Source organism: Ruminococcus sp. NATIVEDY160, assembly GCF_045819885.1.
Classification (GTDB): Bacteria; Bacillota; Clostridia; order Oscillospirales; family Acutalibacteraceae; genus Ruminococcoides.
In genome coordinates this window covers 1121371-1144613 of sequence record NZ_CP162391.1, presented here as the reverse complement: position 1 = coordinate 1144613, position 23243 = coordinate 1121371, and the positions used below count along the sequence as shown (strand labels likewise).

General features: G+C 50.0%; 21 protein-coding genes and 1 other RNA gene. 6 read left to right on the top strand and 16 right to left on the bottom strand.

From position 1 onward, the window contains the following. Positions 1-4: 4 nt before the first annotated feature. From AB1I49_RS05590 to AB1I49_RS05565, 6 genes are all read right to left on the bottom strand, one after another. Positions 5-664: a TIGR03936 family radical SAM-associated protein gene (locus tag AB1I49_RS05590; protein ID WP_186833150.1), complete on the bottom strand. Its 660-nt coding sequence runs from the start codon at positions 662-664 to the stop codon at positions 5-7. Next, entirely contained in the window at positions 639-2495 is a 1857-nt protein-coding gene (locus AB1I49_RS05585) for a TIGR03960 family B12-binding radical SAM protein (RefSeq protein WP_407721584.1), read from the bottom strand. Before AB1I49_RS05585 ends, AB1I49_RS05590 begins: the two co-directional genes overlap by 26 nt. An 11-nt stretch (positions 2496-2506) precedes the next feature. Next, positions 2507-2869: a site-2 protease family protein gene (locus AB1I49_RS05580; RefSeq protein ID WP_407721583.1), complete on the bottom strand. Its 363-nt coding sequence runs from the start codon at positions 2867-2869 to the stop codon at positions 2507-2509. Positions 2870-3104: 235 nt separating this feature from the next. After that, positions 3105-3443, bottom strand: a complete 339-nt coding sequence (locus AB1I49_RS05575; protein ID WP_186833153.1) for a hypothetical protein — start codon at positions 3441-3443, stop codon at positions 3105-3107. A 44-nt stretch (positions 3444-3487) separates the two neighbouring features. Beyond that, entirely contained in the window at positions 3488-4852 is a 1365-nt protein-coding gene (locus tag AB1I49_RS05570) for an MATE family efflux transporter (protein ID WP_186833154.1), read from the bottom strand. Next, positions 4845-5324: a VanZ family protein gene (locus AB1I49_RS05565; RefSeq protein WP_316609959.1), complete on the bottom strand. Its 480-nt coding sequence runs from the start codon at positions 5322-5324 to the stop codon at positions 4845-4847. Before AB1I49_RS05565 ends, AB1I49_RS05570 begins: the two co-directional genes overlap by 8 nt. A gap of 188 nt (positions 5325-5512) precedes the next feature. Between AB1I49_RS05565 and AB1I49_RS05560 the strand changes: the two genes are divergently transcribed. From AB1I49_RS05560 to AB1I49_RS05550, 3 genes are read left to right on the top strand one after another with little or no spacing between them, the layout of a single operon-like run. Then, entirely contained in the window at positions 5513-6016 is a 504-nt protein-coding gene (locus AB1I49_RS05560) for a COG2426 family protein (protein WP_186833156.1), read from the top strand. 53 nt (positions 6017-6069) lie between these two features. Beyond that, positions 6070-7275, top strand: coding sequence for an aminoacetone oxidase family FAD-binding enzyme (locus AB1I49_RS05555; protein WP_407721582.1), 1206 nt, complete (start codon positions 6070-6072; stop codon positions 7273-7275). Next, complete coding sequence (locus AB1I49_RS05550) at positions 7272-8855, top strand: NAD(P)/FAD-dependent oxidoreductase (RefSeq protein WP_407721581.1); 1584 nt, start codon at positions 7272-7274, stop codon at positions 8853-8855. The genes AB1I49_RS05555 and AB1I49_RS05550 overlap by 4 nt, the downstream gene beginning before the upstream one ends. 24 nt (positions 8856-8879) lie before the next feature. On the opposite strand, the gene rnpB is transcribed toward AB1I49_RS05550, so the two are convergent. Further along, an RNA gene (gene rnpB, locus AB1I49_RS05545) (RNase P RNA component class A) lies at positions 8880-9227 on the bottom strand. Between the two features lie 109 nt (positions 9228-9336). Here rnpB and AB1I49_RS05540 point away from each other — a divergent pair. Continuing rightward, entirely contained in the window at positions 9337-10509 is a 1173-nt protein-coding gene (locus AB1I49_RS05540) for an NAD(P)-dependent malic enzyme (protein WP_316611453.1), read from the top strand. 36 nt (positions 10510-10545) lie between these two features. On the opposite strand, the gene AB1I49_RS05535 is transcribed toward AB1I49_RS05540, so the two are convergent. Continuing rightward, the gene (locus AB1I49_RS05535; protein WP_186833160.1) at positions 10546-11880 is read right to left on the bottom strand and encodes a CCA tRNA nucleotidyltransferase; all 1335 of its coding nucleotides are present in this window, start codon (positions 11878-11880) and stop codon (positions 10546-10548) included. Position 11881: 1 nt separating this feature from the next. Then, on the bottom strand, positions 11882-14224 hold the full coding sequence (locus tag AB1I49_RS05530) for an HAD-IC family P-type ATPase (RefSeq protein ID WP_407721580.1): 2343 nt from the start codon (positions 14222-14224) through the stop codon (positions 11882-11884). 173 nt (positions 14225-14397) lie between these two features. On the opposite strand from AB1I49_RS05530, the gene spoIVB reads away from it, so the two are divergent. Both spoIVB and spo0A read left to right on the top strand, forming a co-directional pair. Next, positions 14398-15399 (top strand): SpoIVB peptidase, encoded by a 1002-nt coding sequence (gene spoIVB / locus AB1I49_RS05525; protein WP_407721579.1) that lies wholly within the window; start codon positions 14398-14400, stop codon positions 15397-15399. Positions 15400-15555: 156 nt separating this feature from the next. Next, positions 15556-16326, top strand: coding sequence for a sporulation transcription factor Spo0A (gene spo0A / locus AB1I49_RS05520; protein WP_186833163.1), 771 nt, complete (start codon positions 15556-15558; stop codon positions 16324-16326). 44 nt (positions 16327-16370) lie between these two features. Here the strand turns inward: spo0A and purD are convergent, their stop codons facing one another. Genes purD through purE form a run of 7 tightly spaced genes read right to left on the bottom strand, consistent with a single transcriptional unit; the run spans position 16371 to position 23179 of the window. Further along, positions 16371-17636 carry a phosphoribosylamine--glycine ligase gene (purD, locus tag AB1I49_RS05515; protein WP_316609951.1) on the bottom strand — a complete coding sequence of 422 codons (1266 nt, stop codon included), beginning with the start codon at positions 17634-17636 and terminating at the stop codon, positions 16371-16373. A 10-nt stretch (positions 17637-17646) separates the two neighbouring features. Continuing rightward, positions 17647-18825, bottom strand: a complete 1179-nt coding sequence (locus tag AB1I49_RS05510; RefSeq protein ID WP_186833165.1) for a phosphoribosylaminoimidazolecarboxamide formyltransferase — start codon at positions 18823-18825, stop codon at positions 17647-17649. Between the two features lie 12 nt (positions 18826-18837). Then, on the bottom strand, positions 18838-19554 hold the full coding sequence (locus AB1I49_RS05505) for an IMP cyclohydrolase (RefSeq protein WP_316609950.1): 717 nt from the start codon (positions 19552-19554) through the stop codon (positions 18838-18840). A gap of 12 nt (positions 19555-19566) precedes the next feature. Continuing rightward, entirely contained in the window at positions 19567-20193 is a 627-nt protein-coding gene (gene purN / locus AB1I49_RS05500) for a phosphoribosylglycinamide formyltransferase (protein WP_316609948.1), read from the bottom strand. Next, on the bottom strand, positions 20193-21227 hold the full coding sequence (gene purM / locus AB1I49_RS05495; RefSeq protein ID WP_316609946.1) for a phosphoribosylformylglycinamidine cyclo-ligase: 1035 nt from the start codon (positions 21225-21227) through the stop codon (positions 20193-20195). Before purM ends, purN begins: the two co-directional genes overlap by 1 nt. Positions 21228-21239: 12 nt before the next feature. Beyond that, the gene (gene purF / locus AB1I49_RS05490) at positions 21240-22682 is read right to left on the bottom strand and encodes an amidophosphoribosyltransferase (RefSeq protein ID WP_407721634.1); all 1443 of its coding nucleotides are present in this window, start codon (positions 22680-22682) and stop codon (positions 21240-21242) included. Further along, entirely contained in the window at positions 22682-23179 is a 498-nt protein-coding gene (gene purE / locus AB1I49_RS05485; protein ID WP_316609944.1) for a 5-(carboxyamino)imidazole ribonucleotide mutase, read from the bottom strand. Before purE ends, purF begins: the two co-directional genes overlap by 1 nt. Between the last annotated feature and the right edge of the window lie 64 nt (positions 23180-23243).

The following is a 23243-nucleotide window of genomic DNA, read 5'->3' as shown; positions in this document are numbered from 1 at the left end:
AATCTCACCTGAATAATTCTAATTCGGAATTAAATAAGTCATTTCGGGTAATGTCTGCGTCGTACTCAACGCCGTTTTCACGCTGCAGGGCTGAAATAATGAGCTGAGGGTTTACGTTGTCGCTGCTGCCCGCGGAAAGAATCACGTCAAGCTGCGCGCAGTCGAACATCTCCTTTAGCTCAAAGCTGCGGATACCCTGCTTTATATCGACCGTTTTCATGCCCTTCTTTGACTTCTTCTCGATTTCGATGTGCTCACGGCTCAGAAGCTCACGGAGCTGAGAGGTCACTACAGACGACGAGAGCCTGTCCGCACTAATACGCATCGTGAATGACGCGTAAGCGACCTTGCCCGCCTTCATAACGACCTCTGTCGCGTCGAACACACGAATACCGCGCGGCAAACAAGGATTAAGCCTGTCGGGAATTGTCTTAATATCAAATGCATCGTCCTCAAGCTTGACGTCCATGCACTCGTTCACACCGCGAAAGCCGAGCGATAGTGGTAAAGGAAATGTCGCAAACGGGTGCGGATTGAATCCCTCGGTATGCCAGATCGGCAGCTTGCTCTTGTGAAGCGCGCGGAGCATAGTGCGGTTGAGGTCGAGGTGTGAGATGTAGCGGCACTCAAAGTCCTTTTTAAACCAGATTCTGACGTTTCTCAAAGCAAACTCCCTCCCCGTATTTTGCCGCGCCGCAGCCGCTGCACTGTAAGCGGCAGTGCGGTGTTGTTGTGTTATTGTATGCCTTTTGGCACTCCTTGATCAAAAACTGCTTGCTTACACCGTAGTCGATGTGATCCCACGGCAGGATTTCGTCGAAGGAACGGCGGCGGTTAGCGTAAAACGCAGGGTCTATGCCGCACTCCTCGAAGATGTCCAGCCATTTTTGCAGATCGAAGCAGTCGCTCCAGCCGTCAAAATGGAAATCTCTCTCGCATGCGAGAGCCATCGCCTTAGCGAGCTTTCTGTCACCGCGTGCGAATACGGCCTCGAGAAAGCTGGTGTCCGCATCGTGGTAGTTAAACGTGATTTTCTTTGTAGTAATGCTCTCCTTGATGTGCGCCTGCTTCTCGTGGAGAACGGGAATAGTGTCCTGCGGCTCCCACTGGAAGGGTGTAAACGGCTTCGGAACGAATGATGACGCGGAAACCGTTACTCGCACAGACTTGCCCTTTGAGCGGTTAGGCGTCTGATAGTATGTATCGACAACCGACTGACCGAGGTGCGCGATATCCGCGACGTCGTCCATTGTTTCCGTCGGCAGACCGATCATAAAGTAGAGCTTTACGGTTGTCCAGCCGCCCGCAAACGCTGTGGCACAGGTCTGCATAAGCTCGTCGTGCTGAACATTCTTATTGATAACGTCGCGCATACGCTGACTGCCCGCCTCGGGAGCAAAGGTCAGACCGCTCTTGCGGACGGTTTTGATCTTATTCATTATCTCGTCGGTGAAGCCGTCGACGCGCAGCGACGGCAGCGAAATGCTGACCTTTTCCTCACCGCACCAGCTTGTCAGTTTCTCGAGCAGCGGAACGATTTGGCTGTAGTCGCTCGAGCTCAGCGATGACAGCGACACCTCGTCGTAGCCCGTATTCATGCAGAGCTTTTTGCACTGCTCGTTGATAACCTCAGGCGATTTCTCGCGTACGGGACGGTATATAAATCCCGCCTGGCAGAAACGGCAGCCGCGGATACAGCCGCGGAATATCTCCTGCACTGCACGGTCATGGACTATTTCGACGAGAGGTACGACGAAATTGTCGGGATAAAAGCTCTCGTCCATCTTCTTCATCAGTCGCTTATGGATCACCGCGGGAGCATTGCCCTTCGGAGTAAAAGCAGCAATAGTGCCGTCGTCATTGTAGCTGACTTCATATAAGGAAGGCACATAGACGCCCTCGATCTGGGCGCAGCGCTCCAGAAACTCCGACTTGCATCTGCCCTCTGCCCTGCACTCACGGAACAACTCCATGACCTCGAGGTCGACCTCTTCTCCCTCGCCGATAAAGAACATATCCACAAAATCCGCAATCGGCTCAGGGTTGCAGGCGCATGGACCGCCGGCAACGACAATGTTTTTCAGCTCGGTTCTGTCGCGCGAATAGATCGGCACATTGCTCATTTTCAGCATATTAAGCATATTAGTGTAGCTCAGCTCGTACTGGAGTGTGAAGCCGATAAAATCAAAATCCGAAACGGGATCGCCGCTCTCCAATGCATAAAGCGGAATCTGACGCTCGCGCATCAGCTCTTCCATATCTATCCACGGCGCGAAAACACGCTCGCACCAGATGTAATCCACACTGTTAAAAAGGCTGTAGAGTATTTTCATTCCAAGGTGCGACATTCCGACCTCGTATGTGTCGGGGAAACAAAAGGCAAATCTTACGTCCACCTTGCGTTTGTCCTTGATGACCTCGTTCAGCTCTCCGCCGACATAGCGGCCGGGCTTCTGAACCTTTAAGAGCAGTTTTTCGATTTCCTTGCTGACCATGGCAACCTCCGTCAGTAGTATTTTTCCTGCCTGGTAAAAAGCGCGAATATCAGATACACGCAGACAAAAAGCAGTGAAAAGTTGTAGTGAGAATGAAACAAAATCACAAATCCCAGCGCGGCTATCGGGAAAACAGAGATAAATGTCAGTCGGCAGACGATTTTTTCCGCCTGTTCGGGAGTGCGACTTCGGCACAGCAGGATAAACAGAAGCTGTCCGCCGTCGAGCGACATCACGGGCAGCAGATTAAACAGTCCGACAGACAGATTTGCCGCCGCAAAAGGGAGAATTTTTTCCGTTCCACATAAGTATACCAGAAAAAGCGGCAGAACACAAATAAAATTCGCGGCGGGACCGAAAAAAATTATCAGCATGTTTTCACGCGCACTTCTCTCTTGCCTTGAGGGGTCGGAGATGGATATTTCGAAGAGCAAAATCTTAATTCTCTCAGGGAAATATCCCAGAGCACGCATTGTAATAAGGTGCCCGCTCTCGTGGATTATCACAGCCAAAACACAGCAGCAGAAGCTCTGAAATATTCCGAGAATTACACTCATTGCCGCAAGACACAGAAGCAGATAGGATATTTCAACTCGTATTCCGCAAAGCCTAAACCTCATCAGCAGTCGCCTTTTCGGTCAGTATTCCGAGATTATAATCCTCCCTGCCGTCAAAAATCGCCGTATTATTGAGATTGCTCACATACCATTCGTGCGCGGTTTGATACAGCTCGCCGCCAATGCTTTTCATCACAAAGGCTGCAAGCGCTATCAGCAGACAAATCACAAGCTGTAACGTCAGAAGCAGCTGCTTCGGCGGAGCGACCGACTTGGGTTCGGGTACATCGTCCTCCGATGCCTGTGCGGGGTCGAGAATTACCGGCACCTCGCTCTCACTCACGCTCTGCCAGTTATCGTCATAGGTTATCGAATTCCTGTTTTCTTCCAAAAAAATCACCTCAGTGCAAATATATGCGCCGAGGTGAAAAATAATCAGTTGAGTTTTTTGAAATCGTTTCTTACCAAATCTAAGAAGAAGCAGATTGCAAGAATAAGACAGCCGACTTCCGCAATCGGGAAAGCATACCACACCGCGCTGACTCCGATTGTCTTTGCCAGTATAAACGCTACCGGAAGCAGAATGACGAGCTGACGGCATACCGACATGAGCAGGCTGCGTACACCCTTGCCCACCGCCTGGAACAGCGTTGTAAACAAGATACCTGCCGCTGCGGGAAGAAAACAAAGACTGACAGTCTTAAACGCGGGAACGCCGACTTTCATGAGCTCCTGACCGCCGCCGAACATAGAAATCAGCACGTCCGGAATCAGCCACATCAGCAGAACTCCGACCGACATGATTATAACCGCAATAATCAGACCCCACTTGAGCGCGGAATAAACGCGTTTCCTGTTGCGCGCGCCGTAGTTGTAGCCGATGACAGGCATTACGCCCTGGTTGAGTCCGAAGCACGGCATGAACACAAAGCTCTGTAGCTTGAAGTAGATACCGAAAACCGTGACGGAAACAGCGGAGCCTGCAGTCATAAATATCGTATTTATGCCAAGCATCATAACCGCACCGATTGACTGCATAATAATAGAAGGTAAACCGACAGCATAGATATTTTTGATAATAGCTCCGTTGAGCTTGAAATTCTTAAAGCTTACCTTTACCTCATGATTTTTCTTAAAAAGAACTATAACTGAGAATATCATGCCGCAGAACTGTCCGAAAACAGTCGCGATTGCCGCACCCGCAACACCGAATTCCGGAAAAATACCGATGCCGAAAATCATAAGCGGGTCAAATATAATATTTACCACCGCGCCGAGAAGCTGAAACAGCATCGGATAAATCATGTTGCCTGTTGCCTGGAGGGTTTTCTCTATCATTATCTGGACAGTCGCAAAGCCCGAGAAGCAGAGAACTATTGTCAGATACTGAACACCGCAGTCGGCAGTGTGCGCGTCCGTAGTAAACAATCCCATGAAAGGTTTGACCGCGAACAGCCCGAGCAGCAAAAATACAGCGTATGTAAACAGACAGGTCACAAGTCCGTGGGTCGCGGCGGAATTCGCCATATTGAAATCCTTCTCGCCGAGCTTTCGTGAAACGAGTGAGTTAACGCCGATAGCCGTACCAACTGAGGCCGCAATCAGAAACAGCTGCAGCGGATACGCGAGAGAAATAGCAGTCAGTCCAGCCTGATCGTAGTTGCCGATAAAAATGCTGTCAACCACGTTATACATCGCCATAATAGTCATTGAAAACATCGCGGGCAGCGACATCGTCAGAATGAGCGGCAGCATAGGCTTTGTGCCCATTTTGTTTTCCGTTCTTACTTCGTTACTCATGCTTCATCTTCTTCCTTCTGATTCGTTGATATACAAAATAAAACAGCAGCATTATCGCGGTGCCTAGAACTACACCTGAAAAATCAATCCACATATCGGTTATCATTCCCGCGCGTCCTTCCGAAAAGAGTTGGATCGTTTCGTCAACAAAAGCCGTGCCAAGTCCCGCAAAGAATACATACGCCAGATAGCGGTACGGCTTAAAACGGTCAAAGGAATAGGCGCAGCTTGTCAGAAGCATTCCGATAGCTGTGTATTCCGAAAAATGCGCAAGCTTACGGACAAAATGCTCCGAAAGCTGATAACCGGCTCCGAATGCCTTCAAAATACCGTTAAGAAACACATATGCCCACCTGCTCTCCTGTGATGAGATATTTGATGACATCGCGGAATGCACAAAGGCAAAGACAATTGCCGCTGCGGTTAAAACTAAAATAATGGCCCGAAAACGGGCAGATGCTCTATGATTCATTTCATCACTCCTTTGTATATTTTACATCAAATACAGTGAATGTCAATGAATATGAATACTTTTTAACCTTATGTGTCAGAATTTACGGAAAGATTTGATTTTACAGCCAAAAACTTGCCATCTTAGCTATTGAAAAAAACAGCTGATTCTGTTATACTTTGAGTTGACTGATTGAAAAGGAGAATTTTATGTTTCTGAATTATTTAATCATTTTCTTTATTTCAATGGTACCTATTGTTGAGCTGAGAGGCGCGATTCCCGTTGCGGTAGGCATGGGTATGGAAGGCTGGCAGCTCTTCTGGGCATATGTTATCTGCGTTATAGGCAATATGCTGCCTGTTCCGCTGATTTACTTCTTTGCCAGAAAGGTTCTTATCTGGGGTAAGGACAAAAAATACATCGGCAAGTTCTTTACCTGGTGCTACAACAAAGGCGAAAAAGGCGGCGAAAAGCTCAAGGCTAAAGCCGGAAAGGGTCTGTTTATCGCTCTTATGCTCTTCGTAGGCATTCCTCTCCCGGGTACGGGCGCATGGACGGGTACTCTCGCGGCAAGCTTCCTCGACATGGGCTTTAAGAAAAGCTCTATCGCGGTTATGTGCGGCGTATTGATCGCGGGCGTTATCATGGGTACTGCAAGCCTGCTCGTAAGCATGGGCGCGGGCGGTATTTTTTCCTGCCTCGCTCCGAAATAAGTATAGTAACAAAATTGGGCAGCAGACGCTGCCCTGTTTTTTAGGTGAAAATAATGACATATAATTTTGACGCGCTTATTGTCGGCGGCGGAGCTTCCGGTCTGATGTGCGCTATCACCGCGAAACGGCAAAACCCGAAACTGAATATCGCGATTATCGAGAAAAACGACCGTGTCGGAAAGAAACTTCTTTCAACCGGCAACGGCAGATGCAACCTGACGAACACACGTATTTTTGCCGAAAAATACGTCGGCAGCCTTAACGCAAAGTCTCTGTTCGAGAAGTATGACGCAACCTTTCTGCTCAGAGAGTTTAAGTCCCTAGGTCTGCTCACCTTTGCCGACAGCGAAGGCAGGGTATATCCTGTTTCGCGGCAGGCAAGCTCTGTGCTCGACGTACTAAGATTTGCATGCAACAGATACGGAGTTGAAATTTTCTGCGGCGAACAGATCAGAACCCTGAAGCACGAAAACGGCGGATTCCATATCAAAACAGCGGAAAGTGAGTTCTTTGGCAAAAAAATCGTTATCGCATGCGGCTCAAAGGCGGCTCCGAAGCTCGGCGGAAACGCAAGCGGCGCGGATTATCTGAGAAATCTCGGTCTTGCGGTTGAGCCGTTTCAGCCTGCCCTCTGCCCTGTTCAGGTAAAATCCGATGTATTAAAATCTCTCAAGGGTTTGCGCGCAGCGGGAAACGTCAGCCTGCTGAGAAACGGCAAGCCTGTAAAAACAGAATGCGGCGAGATACAGTTCGCGGATGGAGCCTTGTCGGGCATCTGCGTATTTAACCTATCTCTTTACGCAAAGAACGGAGATATTATTTCAATAGATCTGCTGCCCGATTATTCTGAAAAGGAATTATATAATATTCTGATATCGAACAAAGAGTTATTTGCAGGTCTGACCGCCGACAATCTGATGACGGGTATTCTCCAAAAAAGACTTTCACAGGCGGTTATGAAGCAGAGCGGAATGAAGGATTTCTCAAGGCTCTGTGGTAAACTGACAGATATTGAAATCAAAAAGGCAGCCAGAACATTAAAAAGCATGGATTTTGCTGTCACAGAGCTGAGCGGATTTGAACACGCTCAGTGCGTCAAAGGCGGCGTTAAGGCAAATGAATTAAGCGAATGCTTTGAGAGCAAAAAGGTGCGGAATCTTTATGTCTGCGGCGAAGCGGTTGACATATGCGGCGAATGCGGCGGATTTAACCTGCACTTTGCCTTTATCAGCGGCATGATTGTTGGTGAACAGCTATGATAAGAGTTAACAACGTACATATCCCCCTTGATTATGACGACGCGGCAGTCAGAAAGAGAATCTGTCGCGAGCTGAGGGTTGATAACAGCGCGGTAAAGAGCGTGAGCATTTTCCGCCGCTCGGTTGACGCAAGGAAAAAGGATAATATTTTCTTTCTCTGCGCGGTCGACGTGGTTCTGAATATAAATGAGGACAACGTACTGAAAAAGGCGAAAAACGCGTCTAAGGTTCAGCCATATACATACGACGTTCCGAAATGGAAAGGCGGCGCTTCTCCCCTTGTGGTCGGAATGGGACCCGCGGGACTGTTCGCCGCGCTGATTCTCGCTCAAAGCGGAGCGAATCCGATTGTGATAGAACGTGGCAAGGACGTGGACAGCCGAACCGCTGACGTTAATAAATTCTGGACGGACGGAACGCTCAACACCTCGTCGAACGTACAGTTCGGAGAAGGCGGCGCGGGAACATTTTCCGACGGAAAACTGAACACGGGTACAAAGGACAGCCGTCAGAGAAAGGTTCTGCTGGAGTTTGTCGGTCACGGCGCGCCCAAAGAAATCCTTTATGACGCTAAGCCGCACATTGGCACGGACAAGCTGAAGCTGACCGTAAAAAAGCTGCGTGAGGAGATCATCGAACTCGGCGGCAGGGTTATGTTTGAAACAAAGCTGACCGGATTTCACTCAGCTGACGGCAAAATAACCGCCGCGGTCGTTGAATCCAACGGCAAGACTGACATTATCGAAACCGACAGCGTTATCCTTGCCATCGGTCACAGCGCGAGAGATACGTTTGAAATGCTGTACGAAAAGAAGCTTCCGATTGAAGCAAAGCCTTTCTCTGTCGGCGCGAGAATCGAGCATCTGCGCGAAGAGATTGATCGCTCTCAGTACGGAAGATTCGCAGGCAACAAGGCTCTCGGCGCGGCGAATTACAAAATGAACGTACATACCTCTAACGGCCGCGGCGCATACACCTTCTGTATGTGCCCCGGCGGAAAGGTCGTAAACGCATCGAGCGAGCAAAACAGGCTGTGCACAAACGGCATGAGCGAGTATGCCCGTGACAAACGCAACTCAAACGCCGCTCTTCTCGTCGGAGTATCTCCTGAGGATTACCGCAGCGATAGTCCGCTCGGCGGAATGTACTTTCAGCGCGAACTTGAGGAAAAAGCGTTTGCACTCGGCGGCGGTGGTTTCAGCGCGCCTGTTCAGAAAGTCGGAGATTTTATTAATAACAAAAAGTCCGATAATCTCGGCGAGGTTTTGCCGAGCATCGGACCTGACTTTACACTGAGTGATTTGAATACCATTCTGCCCGAGGAGATTTCGCAGTCGATGAAAGAAGCGATTATCAGTATGGGCAGAAAGCTGAAAGGCTTTGACAATCCCGACGCCGTGCTGACGGGGCTTGAAACAAGAAGCTCCTCACCTATCCGCATTTTGCGAAATGTCGATACGCTTGAGAGCGTCGGATTGAAAGGGCTGTATCCCTGCGGTGAAGGCGCGGGTTACGCGGGCGGTATCATATCAGCCGCGGTTGACGGAATTAAGTGCGCTGAAAAGGTCATTGAAAAGTAAAAAGGCCGCCGCAAAGCGACAGCCTGAACGAGTGCGTCTGTAAGCCGGGTTCTGTCTTGAACAGCCATCTATCTTGGCAGTCGGTTACCCGAGCCTGCTCAATGCCACCTCCACGGGACACGCCGAGCAAGCGTATATGTCCCTCCACGGTGTTGCTTCAAATAGGGTTTACACGGCAGAGTGGTCTCCCACCCTCCGGTGAGCTCTTACCTCACCTTTCCATCCTTACCCGAAAATCGGGCGGTTATTTTCTGTTGCACTGGCCCTGGGGTCGCCCCCGGCGGCGGTTAGCCGTTATTATCGCTCTGTGAAGCCCGGACTTTCCTCGCACAGATCCTTTCGGATTCTGCCCGCGGCTGTTCGGCGCACTCGCATCATTATCATATATCAAATCCCGCGAATTGTCAAATATTTTGATTTTTCACTTGCTAATCAGCTTCATCTGGTTTATAATACTGTAGGTTAAGAAAGGAGTAATCATATGGACATCAGAAAGGAATCACTTAAACTGCATTATGACTGGAACGGTAAAATCGAGGTTATCTCGCGCGTTCCGATATCTAATTCCGAGGAGCTCGCCCTCGCCTATACCCCGGGCGTTGCCGAGCCATGCCTCGAAATACAGAAGGATTATGACAAAAGCTACGAGCTGACAAGAAGAAACAACCTTGTCGCCGTTATTACAGACGGCACCGCGGTTCTCGGTCTCGGCGATATCGGTCCCGAGGCAGGCATGCCCGTTATGGAAGGAAAATGCGCACTGTTCAAGGCGTTCGGCGACGTTGACGCTTTCCCGATTTGCGTAAGAAGCAAGAGCGTCGATGAAATCGTCAACACAGTTTATCTCATCAGCGGCTCCTTTGGCGGCATTAACCTCGAGGACATCTCCGCTCCCAGATGCTTTGAGATCGAACAGAAGCTCAAGGAAAAGTGCGATATTCCGATTTTCCACGACGACCAGCACGGAACCGCAATTATTGTTGCGGCGGGTCTGCTCAACGCGCTCAAGCTCGTCGGCAAGAAGTTTGAGAACATCAAAGTCGTTATGAACGGCGCAGGCGCGGCAGGCATCGCGATTGCAAAACACCTGATGAACATGGGCGTAAAGGATATCACCCTCTGCGACAGCAAGGGCATTATCTGCAAGGGCGACGAAAAACTAAACGCCGTCAAGCGCGAGATGGCTGAAATCACCAATCTCGACCACAAGACAGGTACTCTCGCCGACGCTATGAAGGGTGCGGACGTGTTCCTCGGAATCTCCGCCGCAGGCTGCGTAAGCGAGGATATGGTCAAGTCGATGGCTGAGAATCCGATTCTCTTTGCTATGGCTAACCCCACTCCCGAAATTATGCCCGACCTCGCGAAAAAAGCAGGTGCGGCTGTTGTCGGCACAGGCAGAAGCGACTTTCCGAACCAGATCAATAACGTTCTCGCCTTCCCCGGTATTTTCCGCGGCGCGCTCGACTGCAGAGCCAGCGACATCAACGAGGAGATGAAGGTTGCGGCTTCCTACGCGATTGCTTCTCTTGTTGACGACGAACACCTCAGCGCTGAGTACATTCTTCCCCACGCGTTTGACCCGCGCGTCGGCAAGACCGTTGCTGAGGCTGTAAAGAACGCCGCAATCAAATCAGGCGTTGCAAGAATCTAAAATACATAAAACAAACCCGACCGAACGGTCGGGTTTTTATTCTTTTACAGAATATTCTTTTGCCGCCGCCAGCAAGGCGGCTTTTTCGTTAGGAAGCGTTCCGTCAATTACGCTGTCTAGCAGTAAATTCAGCAATCTGCCGATTTGTTTGCCGCCGGTAACTCCCATGTCGATTATATCTCTGCCGTTTACCGCGAGCTGTTTCAGAGAAAAGCACTGATTTTCTGCCATAATCTGTTCAAACTGGGCTTTGGCGGTATCGATTTTCGCGAGCTTCTCCCCGCGCAGATAATCAGACTGCGAGAGCGTATCGGCGTACTGCACCTTAAAGAGGCGGCGCATGTTTTCCACGCCGATTTTATTCAGGACTCGCTTTACCTGCGCAAGCGTTCCGTTAAAGCGGACGTCGTGACAGATAATCAGAGTTACGCAGGTTTCAATCGTATCTGTCGGAAATCTCAGACGGCTGAGAACCTCACGCGCGATATCGGCGCTGACTAACTGATGACCCTTAAAGTGGCGCGAGCCGTGTTTATCGGTCGTGCATACGCGCGGCTTTGCGATGTCGTGAAAAAGCATTGTAAGCCTGAGAACCGGGTCACTCTCTATTAGTCCGACGGAGTGAGTTATATGGTGAAAAACATCGTAGCGATGGTGCTTGTTTTTCTGATCAAAGTCAAAGGTTTCGGCAAGCTCCGGGATAAATACAGCGAACACGTCGCGGAAGCCGTTGAAAATATCCTCCGCACCATCGCCGCAAAGCAGTCGTACAAGCTCCGACTGAATGCGCTCGGCGGCGATATTATTCAGAAGCTCAGAATTGCGGTGAATCGCGGCTGCAGTTTTGTTCTCAATAGAAAAGCTGTAGCACGAAGCAAACCGCAGCGCGCGGAGAATACGCAGAGCGTCCTCACGGAACCGCTCATCGGGATTGCCGACACAGCGAATAAGGCGATTTCTCAAATCGCTTTCGCCGCCGTAAAAATCTGCTATGCCGTATTCATCGTTGTAGGCGATAGCATTGACGGTGAAATCTCGGCGTGCCAAATCCTCTCTGAGGTTAGATGTAAATGTCACGCTCTCGGGATGTCGGTTGTCACGGTATTCTCCGTCAACCCGATAGGTGGTTACTTCAAACGGCTCTTTGTCAACAATAATCGCGACTGTTCCGTGCTTGATGCCGATGTCGATGGTATTGAAATCTTCAAAGCAGGCTTTGATTTGCTCAGGCTTTGCAGAGGTGCAGATGTCCCAGTCATGAGGAGTAAATCCGAGCAGGCTGTCACGGACACAGCCGCCGACGGCAAAAGCCTCAAAGCCCGCATTTTGAAGTCTGTGAATGATCAATTTAGCATTTTGAGGTATCTTCATATTATCTCTTGATTGTCTGATTTTTATTTTTCCGAATAAACCGGTCTGCAATCGAATACATCAGGTTGAAAATAACAAGGGTAAGCGCTGAAAGAACGCAGAGAATAATAATCGCGTTCGGGCTTAGGAAAACAAGATTGAAAAGCTTTCCGAAGAAGATAAACGCTATTGTCAGTCCCGCTGTACTCAGAACGAGCATGGTGCTTCTCAGGGCGTTGAGAGGCAGTGAAAGTCTGATAACAAGCAGCAGGCATGACAGCGCGGTGACATAAACCGCGATTGTTGATATCTCCGCATGGGAAATCGGCTGAGTCAGGCTGAGAACCGCGACTGTTACAACATTCAGGAATACAGATATAGCCGCGGGTAAGGCACGAGCAATAATATTCAGAGTGAAATTGCCTTTGACGATATTTCGGTTTGGCTGCAAGGCGAGAACAAACGACGGGAATCCGATGGTGAGCGCTCCTATAAGTGTGAGCTGGATCGGCTCGAACGGATAAGTAATAGCGGTGAATGTAAAGAACAGCGCGAGCAGGATTGAGTAGATCGTCTTTACAAGATAAAGCGAGGAGCTTCGCTCGATGTTGTTTATGGTACGTCTGCCCTCCGCAACAACCTCTGGCATTGCGGCAAAGTCATTATCTACGAGAACGAGCTGAGATACATTTCGCGCCGCCTCGCTGCCCGAAGCCATGGCTACGGAGCAATCCGCTTCCTTCAGTGCAAGAACATCGTTTACGCCGTCGCCCGTCATCGCAACGGAATGACCGTGGGCTTTGAGAGCAAGAACAAGCTTCTTCTTCTGCGCCGGAGTTACCCTGCCGAAGATATTGTACTTCTCCGCTGCCTCGTCTAGCTGTTCGTCGGTCTTGATTTCCGTCATATCAACCGCGCGGTCAGCACCTTCAATGCCTGTTTCTTTCGCAATATTGCGGACGGTCTGTACGCTGTCGCCCGAAATCACCTTGAGAGTAACGCCCTGTTCCTTGAAATAATCGACTGTCTGGTTGACGTTTTCGCGCATGGTGTCCTTGATAAGTACAAGTGCCATCGGAGATAAATCGTCGGGCAGCTTTTGACCATCAATCGGCCTGTCACTCTTTACGAGCGCGATAATCCTGACGGTGTCAGAAATCTCGGAAATGCGGTCAAAAACCTCTCTGTATTTTTCTTTATCAGAAAATACAAATTCCGCAGCACCTATAATATATGTTTTTCCGTCGGCAAACTCGCCGCCCGACCACTTTGTTTCTGAGGAGAACGGTGTGAAGCGGTTGCACACTACGGGACTGATATCATTTGTATAATCCGCGATTGCCTGCAGCGTGGCGTTTATATCCTCACTTGCGTGATGTACGGACGAAAGCGCGGTTTTTATCTCTGCTTCGTCTGCGTTTATCGTTATCAAATCTGAAACGTGCATCGCGTCTGCAGTCAAAGTACCCGTCTTGTCGAGGCATATAACGTCGACCCGCGCGAGCGTTTCAATGCAGTACATCTCATTGACAAGTACCTTTTTGCGGGAAAGGCGGATAATTGACACCGCCAGAACAGAGCTGGTGAGAAGAATCATACCTCCGGGAATCATGCCGACAAGCGCGGCTACCGTACTGATAACAGACTGCTGCAAGCCCGCGTGCTGGAAAAACAGGTGGCTGCAAAAGAGCAGCGCGCCTATCGGGAAAATGATAATTGTGCAGAGCTTGATTATGAACTTGAAGGATCTGAGAATCCGGGAGTTATTCTTCTTGATGTACTTGGCTTCGCTGTTGATTTTTGAGGCGTAGCAGTCCGCGCCGACTCTCGCGACGCGAGCGCAGCACTTTCCGGCGGAGATGAAGCTGCCGGAGAGCATCTCGTCGCACTCTGCTTTTTCAATCAGATCCGACTCGCCTGTCAACAAACTCTCATTGACCTTGCAGGAGCCGTCGACAACAACGCAGTCGGCAGGAATCTGATTGCCGCGCGAGAGAAAGATAATGTCGTCAAGGACGAGCTCTTCCTTGGGAATCTGAACCGTTTTTCCGTCGCGGAGCACCTCTGCCTTTGTTTCGGTAAGAATGGTGAGCTTGTCTACGCTCCGCTTTGAACGGATTTCCTGGATAATTCCGATGATCGTATTGAAAAAAACAACGCCGATAAAAAGAAGGTTTTTATATGAGCCTACCAAAAGCAGCGATACAAAGAGCACGACGTTTATCAGATTGAAAAGCGTGCATATGTTATCGTAAAATATACGTTTTATTGACTTGGTTTTAAGTGTTACGGCGGCGTTAGTCTTGCCCTGCCTCTGACGTTCGGCGACCTCGGCAGAGGTCAGTCCTTGAATTGATTCTGACATTTTAAACCTCAAATTTGAAAAATTAAATACAATTGAAAATAATTTGAAAAAAAGACAGATTGTCGGGCTTTCGTAAAAAAGCGTTTCCAATGTTTCATTGAATAATAAAAAACACCGTTTTCTTATATTATAAATGCAAAAGCTAATTTGGGCAACAGAAAGAAGGTGATTATTTGAAAAAATTTGCAAGAACAACCGCATTCGTTTTGGCTTTTGCAATGTTTATCACGGGAGTACCCGTATCCGCGTCAGCCGAAAGTAGTACTGTTATACTCGGCGGTCAGCCATTTGGCGTAAAATTCTATAACGACGGAGTGATGGTTATTGAACTGGAGGAATTCTTCAACGGCAGTCACTATGTATGTCCTGCGAAGGAAGGCGGATTGCAGGTTGACGACGTTATTAAAAAAGTAAACGGAATTGAAATTAAAACAAACGAGGATCTTCAGGAAACTGCAACTGGCTGCGGCGGAAAAGGAATGAGCTTCATTATTGAACGCGACGGCAAGGAGCTATGCAAAACCGTTAAGCCTCAGGCGAATACCGTGGGCACTTATCTGCTCGGCGCCTGGGTTCGCGACAGCTGCGCGGGGATCGGTACAGTGACGTATTATAATCCCGATAATAATTATTTTGCCGCTCTCGGTCACGGAATATGCGACCGTGACACAGGAGCGATGATGCCGCTGGGTGAAGCGGAAATCGTAGGCGCGAGCATCAGCTCGGTAGAGAAGAGCAGCACCGGAAAGGCAGGCAGCCTGAACGGTTACTTTACCGACAAAACGCTCGGAACAGTGACAAATAACACGATAAACGGCATTTACGGAACAATTATCGACAATAGTTATCTCAGCGGAGATAGGTTTGAAATCGCGGAGTTTGATGAAATCCAGACAGGTGACGCTCAGATCATTACAACCATAAGCGGCGACCGTCCGGAGAGTTATGATCTCAAAATAACGAGTATCCGCAACGATGATCCGCGAAATAATGAAAATTTTGTCATAAAAGTTACAGATAAGCGGTTGCTTGACGAATGCGGTGGAATCGTGCAGGGTATGAGCGGCAGCCCTATTGTGCAAAACGGCAAATTGATCGGCGCTGTCACTCACGTATTTCTGAACAATCCCGAGGAGGGTTATGGCGTAGCAGCACAATTTATGGTGTGCAATTAAGTTGGTCTAACTATATATTGTGCTGGTTTTACTGATTCTTAATTGTCGAAAAATGAAGCCTGAAAAAAATGTGAAAAAATTTCTCGGAAGCTATTGCCAAATTTACCATTTTATGGTAATATTATTTCACAATCAAAAAGTTAGGAGATTATGAACATGGACAATAGCCAGAAAATGATTATTACCGAGGAAGCGGCGGATTTTTCGTCGGAGAATTTAAAAAGGTTTCAGGATTGCAATATTTCCGCCGTCTTTTGTACAAAGGACGGAGAAGAGCTTTGCAGCAGAATCCGAAGCGAATCACCCGATGTCGTTGTTATGGACGCGTTCATGACGCGCCTCGACGCTATCGGAGTTATGCGCAGCATCAAACGACAAAGCGATAAGCCGCCGGTATTCATTGTGTTCTCGTCATTCCACAGCTCTGTACTGGAGCGTGAGGTGATGAATGCCGGAGCAGATTACTTTATGTTAAAGCCGTATGACGTAGGTCAGCTCTGCGAGAACATCTCTCTCCTGACCCAAAAATCCTCTGACAAGCTGTTTCTCGCGCCTATCCGTTTTGACGCTTACAGCATTGAGGTCAAGGTGACGCAGATTCTCCATGAGATCGGCGTTCCCGCTCATATCAAGGGCTATCATTACCTCAGGGATTCGATTATGATGTCGGTAGAAAACCCTGAAATAATCAATGCCGTAACCAAACAGCTCTACCCTGCTGTCGCGAAAAAGTACGATACCACCTCGTCAAGGGTGGAGCGCGCTATTCGTCACGCGATTGAAGTTGCCTGGGATCGCGGAAACGTAGACGTGCTCAACTCGTACTTCGGCTACACTATTCACAACGACAGAGGTAAGCCCACCAACAGCGAATTTATCGCGATGATTTCTGACAGACTGCGCCTGCAGCTTAAAAACGCCTCTTAAAAAACGCACCGCATTTCAAAACGAAATGCGGTGTTGTCTTTATCTTATTTTGTACGTCCGATATCGTGGCGGAAGTGCATGCCTTCAAAGCTGATTTTGTCAACCGCGGCATATGCCTTTTCGAGAGCCTCGTCAAGCGTTGCAGCCGTTGCGGTTACGCCGAGAACTCTGCCTCCGTTTGTATAGAACTTTCCGTTCTCGTACTTTGTGCCCGCGTGATAGACAATTGCGCCGTCTACCTGACCCTTATCGTCCATACCGAACATTTCGATGCCCTTCTTGTAGGAAACGGGATATCCGCCGCTCGCCATTACGACGCACGCCGCAGCGCCGTCATACCACTCGATGTCGAGGTCGGAGAGCTTTTCGTCGATAACAGCCTCGCAGATGTCAACCAGATCGGTCTTTAGTCTGGGAAGAACGACCTGAGCCTCGGGATCGCCGAAGCGTGCGTTGTACTCGATAACCTTAGGCCCGTTCGGAGTCATCATCAGACCGAAGTACAGACAACCCTTGAAGGGTCTGCCCTCTTTGTTCATAGCCTCGATTGTGGGCTTGAAAATCGTCTCCATGCACTCTTCGGCGAGAGCGTCGGTGTAATAAGGATTCGGGCTGACGGTACCCATACCGCCTGTATTAAGACCCTCGTCGTTATCATATGCGCGCTTGTGATCCTTGGAGCTGACCATGGGCTTTACGCACTTGCCGTCTGTGAAGGCAAGAACCGAAACCTCAGGACCTGTAAGGAATTCCTCGATTACAATATTGTTGCCTGAATCGCCGAACTGCTTGTCCTCCATGATGGACTTGATCGCCGCTACAGCATCATCAATCGTCTGGGCAATGATTACGCCCTTGCCGAGAGCAAGACCGTCCGCCTTGACTACAACAGGAACTGTGTTCTCAGCCTTGACATACGCGATAGCCTTTTCGGGGTCGTCGAAAACCTCGTACTTGGCAGTGGGAATGCCGTACTTTTTCATCAGGTTCTTGGAGAAAACCTTGGAAGCCTCGATAATCGCAGCGTTTGCGTTGGGACCGAAGGCACGGATACCCTCAGCCTGGAACGCGTCGACCATACCTGCGGCGAGGGGATCGTCAGGCGCGACAAATACCAGATCAATGGCGTTGTCCTTGGCGAATTTAACCATGTTCTCCTTGTCCATAACGCCGATGTTCACAATCTCGGCGTCGCGGGAAATACCGCCGTTGCCGGGAGCGCAATACAGCTTGGTGCACTTGGGACTTTCGAGCAGCTTTTTAATCAGGGCGTGTTCCCTGCCGCCCGAGCCAATCATTAATATTTTCATATTTTACCTCTTAGTGGTGGAACAGACGGATGCCCGTGAAGGACATGGTCATACCGTACTTGTTGCAGGTGTCGATAACATTATCGTCGCGAATCGAGCCGCCGGGCTGAGCTACGAACTCAACGCCTGAGCGCTTTGCTCTCTCAATATTGTCGCCGAACGGGAAGAACGCGTCTGAACCGAGAGATACGCCGCTGAAGGTTGAGAGCCACTCCTTCTTTTCCTCGCGTGTGAGGGGTTCGGGCTTAGTCTTGAAGAACTGCTCCCAAACGCCGTCTGCAAGAACATCCTCATAATCGTCGGAGATATATACGTCGATAGTGTTATCTCTGTCGGGACGGCGGATATTGTCTACGAAGGGCAGGTTCATTACCTTCGGATGCTGTCTGAGGTACCAGATGTCAGCCTTGTTTCCTGCGAGACGGGTGCAGTGGATTCTGGACTGCTGACCTGCGCCTACGCCGATTGCCTGACCGCCCTTGGCGTAGCATACGGAGTTTGACTGGGTGTATTTGAGGGTGATAAGAGCGATAAGAAGGTCGCGCTTTGCTTCCTCTGTGAGGTTCTTGTTCTCTGTAACGATGTTCTGAAGAAGCATATTTTCGTCAATAACAAGCTCGTTTCTGCCCTGCTCAAAGGTTACGCCGAAAACGTCCTTGTGCTCTACGGGGTTGGGCTTATAGTCGGGATTGATTTTTACAACGTTATAGCTGCCCTTGCGCTTTGTCTTGAGAACCTCAAGCGCCTCGGGAGTGTAATCGGGAGCGATGATGCCGTCGGAAACCTCGCGCTGGAGGAGCTTTGCGGTCTGAACGTCGCAGGTGTCTGAAAGAGCTACCCAGTCTCCGTAGGAGGACATTCTGTCAGCGCCGCGGGCCATAGCGTATGCGGAAGCGATCGGAGAAAGCTCGAGGTCGTCTACGAAATAAATCTTCTTGAGGGTGTCTGAAAGCTCGGTAGCAACCGCAGCGCCCGCGGGACTTACGTGCTTGAAGGAAGCTGCAGCAGGAAGTCCCGTTGCAGCCTTGAGCTCACGCACGAGCTGATATGAGTTAAACGCGTCGAGAAAGTTAATGTAGCCGGGCTTGCCGTTGAGCACCTCTACGGGCAGCTCAGAGCCGTCCTGCATAAAAATCTTTGACGGCTTCTGATTAGGATTACAGCCGTATTTTAAGAGTAATTCGTTCATTTTTATATCCCCTTACTTATTCTTGTTGATGATTCTGGAATCAGCCTTGCCTGTCTCTACGTCAATGTAGCGGACAAAGAGCGATACCTTGTTGTCGCTGTCAAGAGCGTCCCATACCTTTTGGGCAAAAGCGTCGATATCGTCGTCGCCGATTTCTACCAAAGTCGGCTCGCCCTCAAAGCTCGGGAGCGGATTGCCGTCGCCCATATAGGTGTGTATAAAACGACCCTTGCCGGCGAGAGGTGCGTCGTAAGAGAAGGTGTAACGCTCGCAGCAGTCGGGATTGCCGTCAGCGCTCTTTAAGATAGAAAGCGCGTAGTTCATCTTGCCGTCGGAGCACTTTACGATACCCGAAATTCTGGGTGTGTAGTTGGGTGCGTCGGGCTCGAACTCACGTGTGCGAAGCGACTGCTCAAAGGTGAGCTGCTGGTTCATAAGCTCATAGATAGTATCTGTCTGGTCGCCGTTGGTAACGATCGTCTTGTTGCCGAGAACGCGAACAGGCGCGTAAATAATCAGAGAAGGATCGACGAGCTTGGACGGGTCAAACGCCTCTGTCTTGATTCCGTCGGCTGTTTCTACAAATATTCTGTTTCTGCTGTTCTCGCTTCTGCCCATGATGAAGTAAGCGATTACTGCCTTCTTGCCGTCCGCACTTCTGCCGAGGACGATGCCTCTGCCGGGATAGCTTGTGGAAGAAATTTCTTTGGTGAGTGATACCGCTTTCATTTTTGCCTCCGTTTATTCAAGAATTTCGGTGATGTTACCGATTACCTTTATCTTATCGTTGCAAAAGAGGTCTACCGCGTGAGGAAGAATAAGCCATTCGGCCTGCTCCATTACCCTTTTCTGGAGAACCTCGGGGGTGTCGCCTGTTTTAACTTCGACAGCCTTCTGGATAATTATCGGGCCGCCGTCGCAGATTTCATTTACAAAATGTGCCGTAGCTCCCGTGACCTTCACGCCTTTTTTCAGGGCTTCCTCATGGACGCGCAGTCCGTAGTAGCCCTCGCCGCAGAAGGAAGGAATGAGCGCGGGGTGGATATTTATAATTCTATTTTGGAAATTTGAGATAATCTTACCGCCGAGGATAGTCATGAAGCCCGCGAGGACAATCAAATCCGCGTTTTTAGCTTTGAGCAGCGCGGTCAGTGCCTCGTCGTACGCTTCAAAGGTATCAAAATCCTTACGGCGGATTACCTCTGTGGGAATATCATTGTTCGCGGCTCTCGTAAGCGCGTAGGCGTTGGGATTTGAGGAAACCACGCAGGTGATTTTTCCGCCCGTGATCTTGCCGCTGTTCTGAGCGTCAATGAGCGCCTGCAGGTTTGTACCGCCGCCTGAAACCAATACTGCAATGTTTTTCATTATGCGAACACAACTCCCTCGCTGCCTTCGATTACCTCGCCGAGGATTACAGCGTCCTCGCCGTTATCCTTCAGAACCACAAGAGCCTTGTCAGCGTCCTCCTTGGCTACAGCGGCGATCATGCCGACGCCCATGTTGAAGGTGTTGTACATATCGTGCTCGGAAATGTTTCCGACGCGCTGCATGAGCTTGAAAATCGGAAGAACGGGAATGTTGTTCTTGATGACCTTAGCGGTCATGCCGTCCTTGAGCATACGCGGAATGTTCTCGTAGAAGCCGCCGCCCGTGATATGGGAAACAGCCTTGACCTCAACCTCCTTCATGAGAGCGAGGATAGGCTTTACATAAATCTTTGTGGGAGTGAGCAGGGTTTCGCCGAGAGGCTTGTCGAGCTCGGGATAGGTGTTATTGATCGTCTCCTCGTTGATATTGAAAATCTTTCTGACGAGAGAGAAACCGTTTGAGTGAACGCCTGACGAACGCAGACCGATAAGAACGTCGCCTGACTTGAGCTTTGAGCCGTCAATCATCTTGGGCTTGTCCGCGATACCTACGCAAAAGCCCGCAACGTCGTACTCGTCCTCGGGCATAAGACCCGGGTGCTCGGCTGTTTCGCCGCCGACTAATGCACACTCGGACTGAACGCAGCCCTCGGCGATACCCTCGACGATTGACGCTACCTTCTCGGGAATGTTCTTTCCGATAGCGATGTAGTCGAGGAAGAACAGCGGCTTCGCGCCGCAGCAGATGACGTCGTTGACGCACATGGCAACGGAGTCAATACCGATGGTGTTGTGCTTGTTGAGCAGGAAGGCGAGCTTGATTTTTGTGCCCACGCCGTCGGTGCCGCTGATCAAAACCGGCTCCTCCATGCCCGCGAAATCGGGCTTGAACAGTCCGCCGAAGCCACCGATACCCGAAACAACGCCCGGGGTATTTGTGCGCGCAACGTGCTTTTTCATCAGCTCCACGCTCTTGTAGCCGGCTGTGATGTCAACGCCTGCCGCCTTGTAACTTTCTGAAAAGCTTTCCATAATAATCCTCCGTTACTTATGTTTGATTTTATTTGCGTATTTATCGACAAAGAACGTCGTCGGCACCTCCGCCGCGTATTTCTCGGTGAAGCAGCCGTCGCAAAGGTCGATTTTGGCGTCCTTTGCGGTCTCGCGAAGGCTCTCTACGCTGAGATAGCCGAGAGAGTCCGCGCCGATTGACTGCTGAATCTCGGAAACACTGTGCTTGGTGGCGATAAGATTTTCCTTGTCGTGGATATCAATGCCGTAATAGCAGGGTGAAATAAACGGCGGCGAACTGATGAGGATATGAACCTCAGTCGCGCCCGCCTCGCGGAGCAGACCTACGATGTGCTTTGTGGTCTCGCCGCGGATAATCGAGTCGTCGATTACAATAATACGCTTGCCCTCGACGTTTGATTTAAGGGCGGTGAGCTTGGTCTGCATCAGGCGTTTTTTCTTTTCCATGCCCGTGCCGACCTTTCTGCCGATGAACTTGTTCTTCATAAAGCCCATGCCGAACGGAATTCCCGATGCCTTCGCATAACCCTCGGCGGCGATAATGCCCGAATCGGGAACGCCGCAAACCATATCGGCTTCTATCGGATATTCCTTATAGAGCAGCTCGCCCGCTCTCAGACGCGCGGTGTGAACGCTCACACCGTCGATAACGCTGTCGGGTCTGGCGACGTAAACATACTCAAAGATACAAAGCGAGGTTTTTTCGCTCTTTTTATCGCAAAAATAGCTGTGGAAGCCGTCCTCGTCGATAACTACCATCTCGCCCGGCTGAACGTCGCGGACAAACTCTCCGCCGACGCTGTCGATTACACAGCTCTCAGAGGTGATGATGTAGCTGTCCTGAAGCTTGCCGATACAGAGCGGACGGAAGCCGTAGATATCCCTGAAGCCAATCAAACGGCTGGGCGCGCAAATAACGGTTGAAAACGCGCCCTTTAGCTTGCACATAGCGCTGAGAACCGCGTCCTCGAGGTTGTCTGTCGAGCAGCGCTCTGTAGCGATCACATAGCCCATAAGCTCGGCGTTTGAGTTGGACTGGAAAATCGCGCCGCCGCGCTCAAGCTCCTTGCGTATCTCAGGGAAATTAGTTATCGCGCCGTTGCTGGCTATCGCGAGTGAGCCTTCTTTATAGCGCAGCACGAGCGGCTGGTTAGCGGCTCTGTCGAGGCTCTGGTTCGATGTGTAGCGAACGTGACCGACGGTGATTTTTCCGCTCGAGAGCTTATCGAGAACCCTCTGAGGGAAAACCTCGGAAACCATTCCGAGCTCCTTGATCGTCGAGAACTTGCCGCCGTTGTTGACAGTAATGCCTGCACTCACCTGTCCGCGGTGCTGCAGACCGTAAAGCGCGTCGTGGGTCAGCGCAATACTGTCGATATCGTTATTGTTGTAAAAACCGAATACGCCGCATTCGTCCATTGCCTTTTCGGAACGCGGGATTTCCATATAATTCATCAAAGCTCCGCCACCTTAGCCTGCATTGCCTTATCCTTTTCGGCAACGCCCTTTTCCATATCTGCCTTCATGTCCTCCAGCTTCTGTGCGAGAACCTCGTCTGAGAGAGCGAGCATTTCAACCGCAAGAATAGCGGCATTAGCAGCGCCGTCAACCGCAACCGTTGCCACGGGAATGCCTGTGGGCATCATCACGGTCGCCAAAAGTGCGTCCATTCCGTCGAGCTGCGCGGATTTGCAGGGAATTCCGATAACGGGAAGTGTGGTCTTTGCCGCGAGCACGCCAGCCAAGTGAGCCGCCATGCCTGCAGCCGCGATAATCACGCCGAAGCCGTTTTTCTTAGCGTTGGCTGAAAACTCAATCGCCGCGTCGGGTGTTCTGTGCGCGCTCATAACGTGAACCTCGCACGGAACGTCAAATTCCTTAAGCTTCTTTATTGCCTTTGAAACAACGGGAAAATCGCTGTCTGAACCCATGATGATTGCTACCTTTTTCATAACTTCGCTCCTGACAATTATTTGATTATAGTTTAACTCATATATTATATCGAAAAACTCTCTG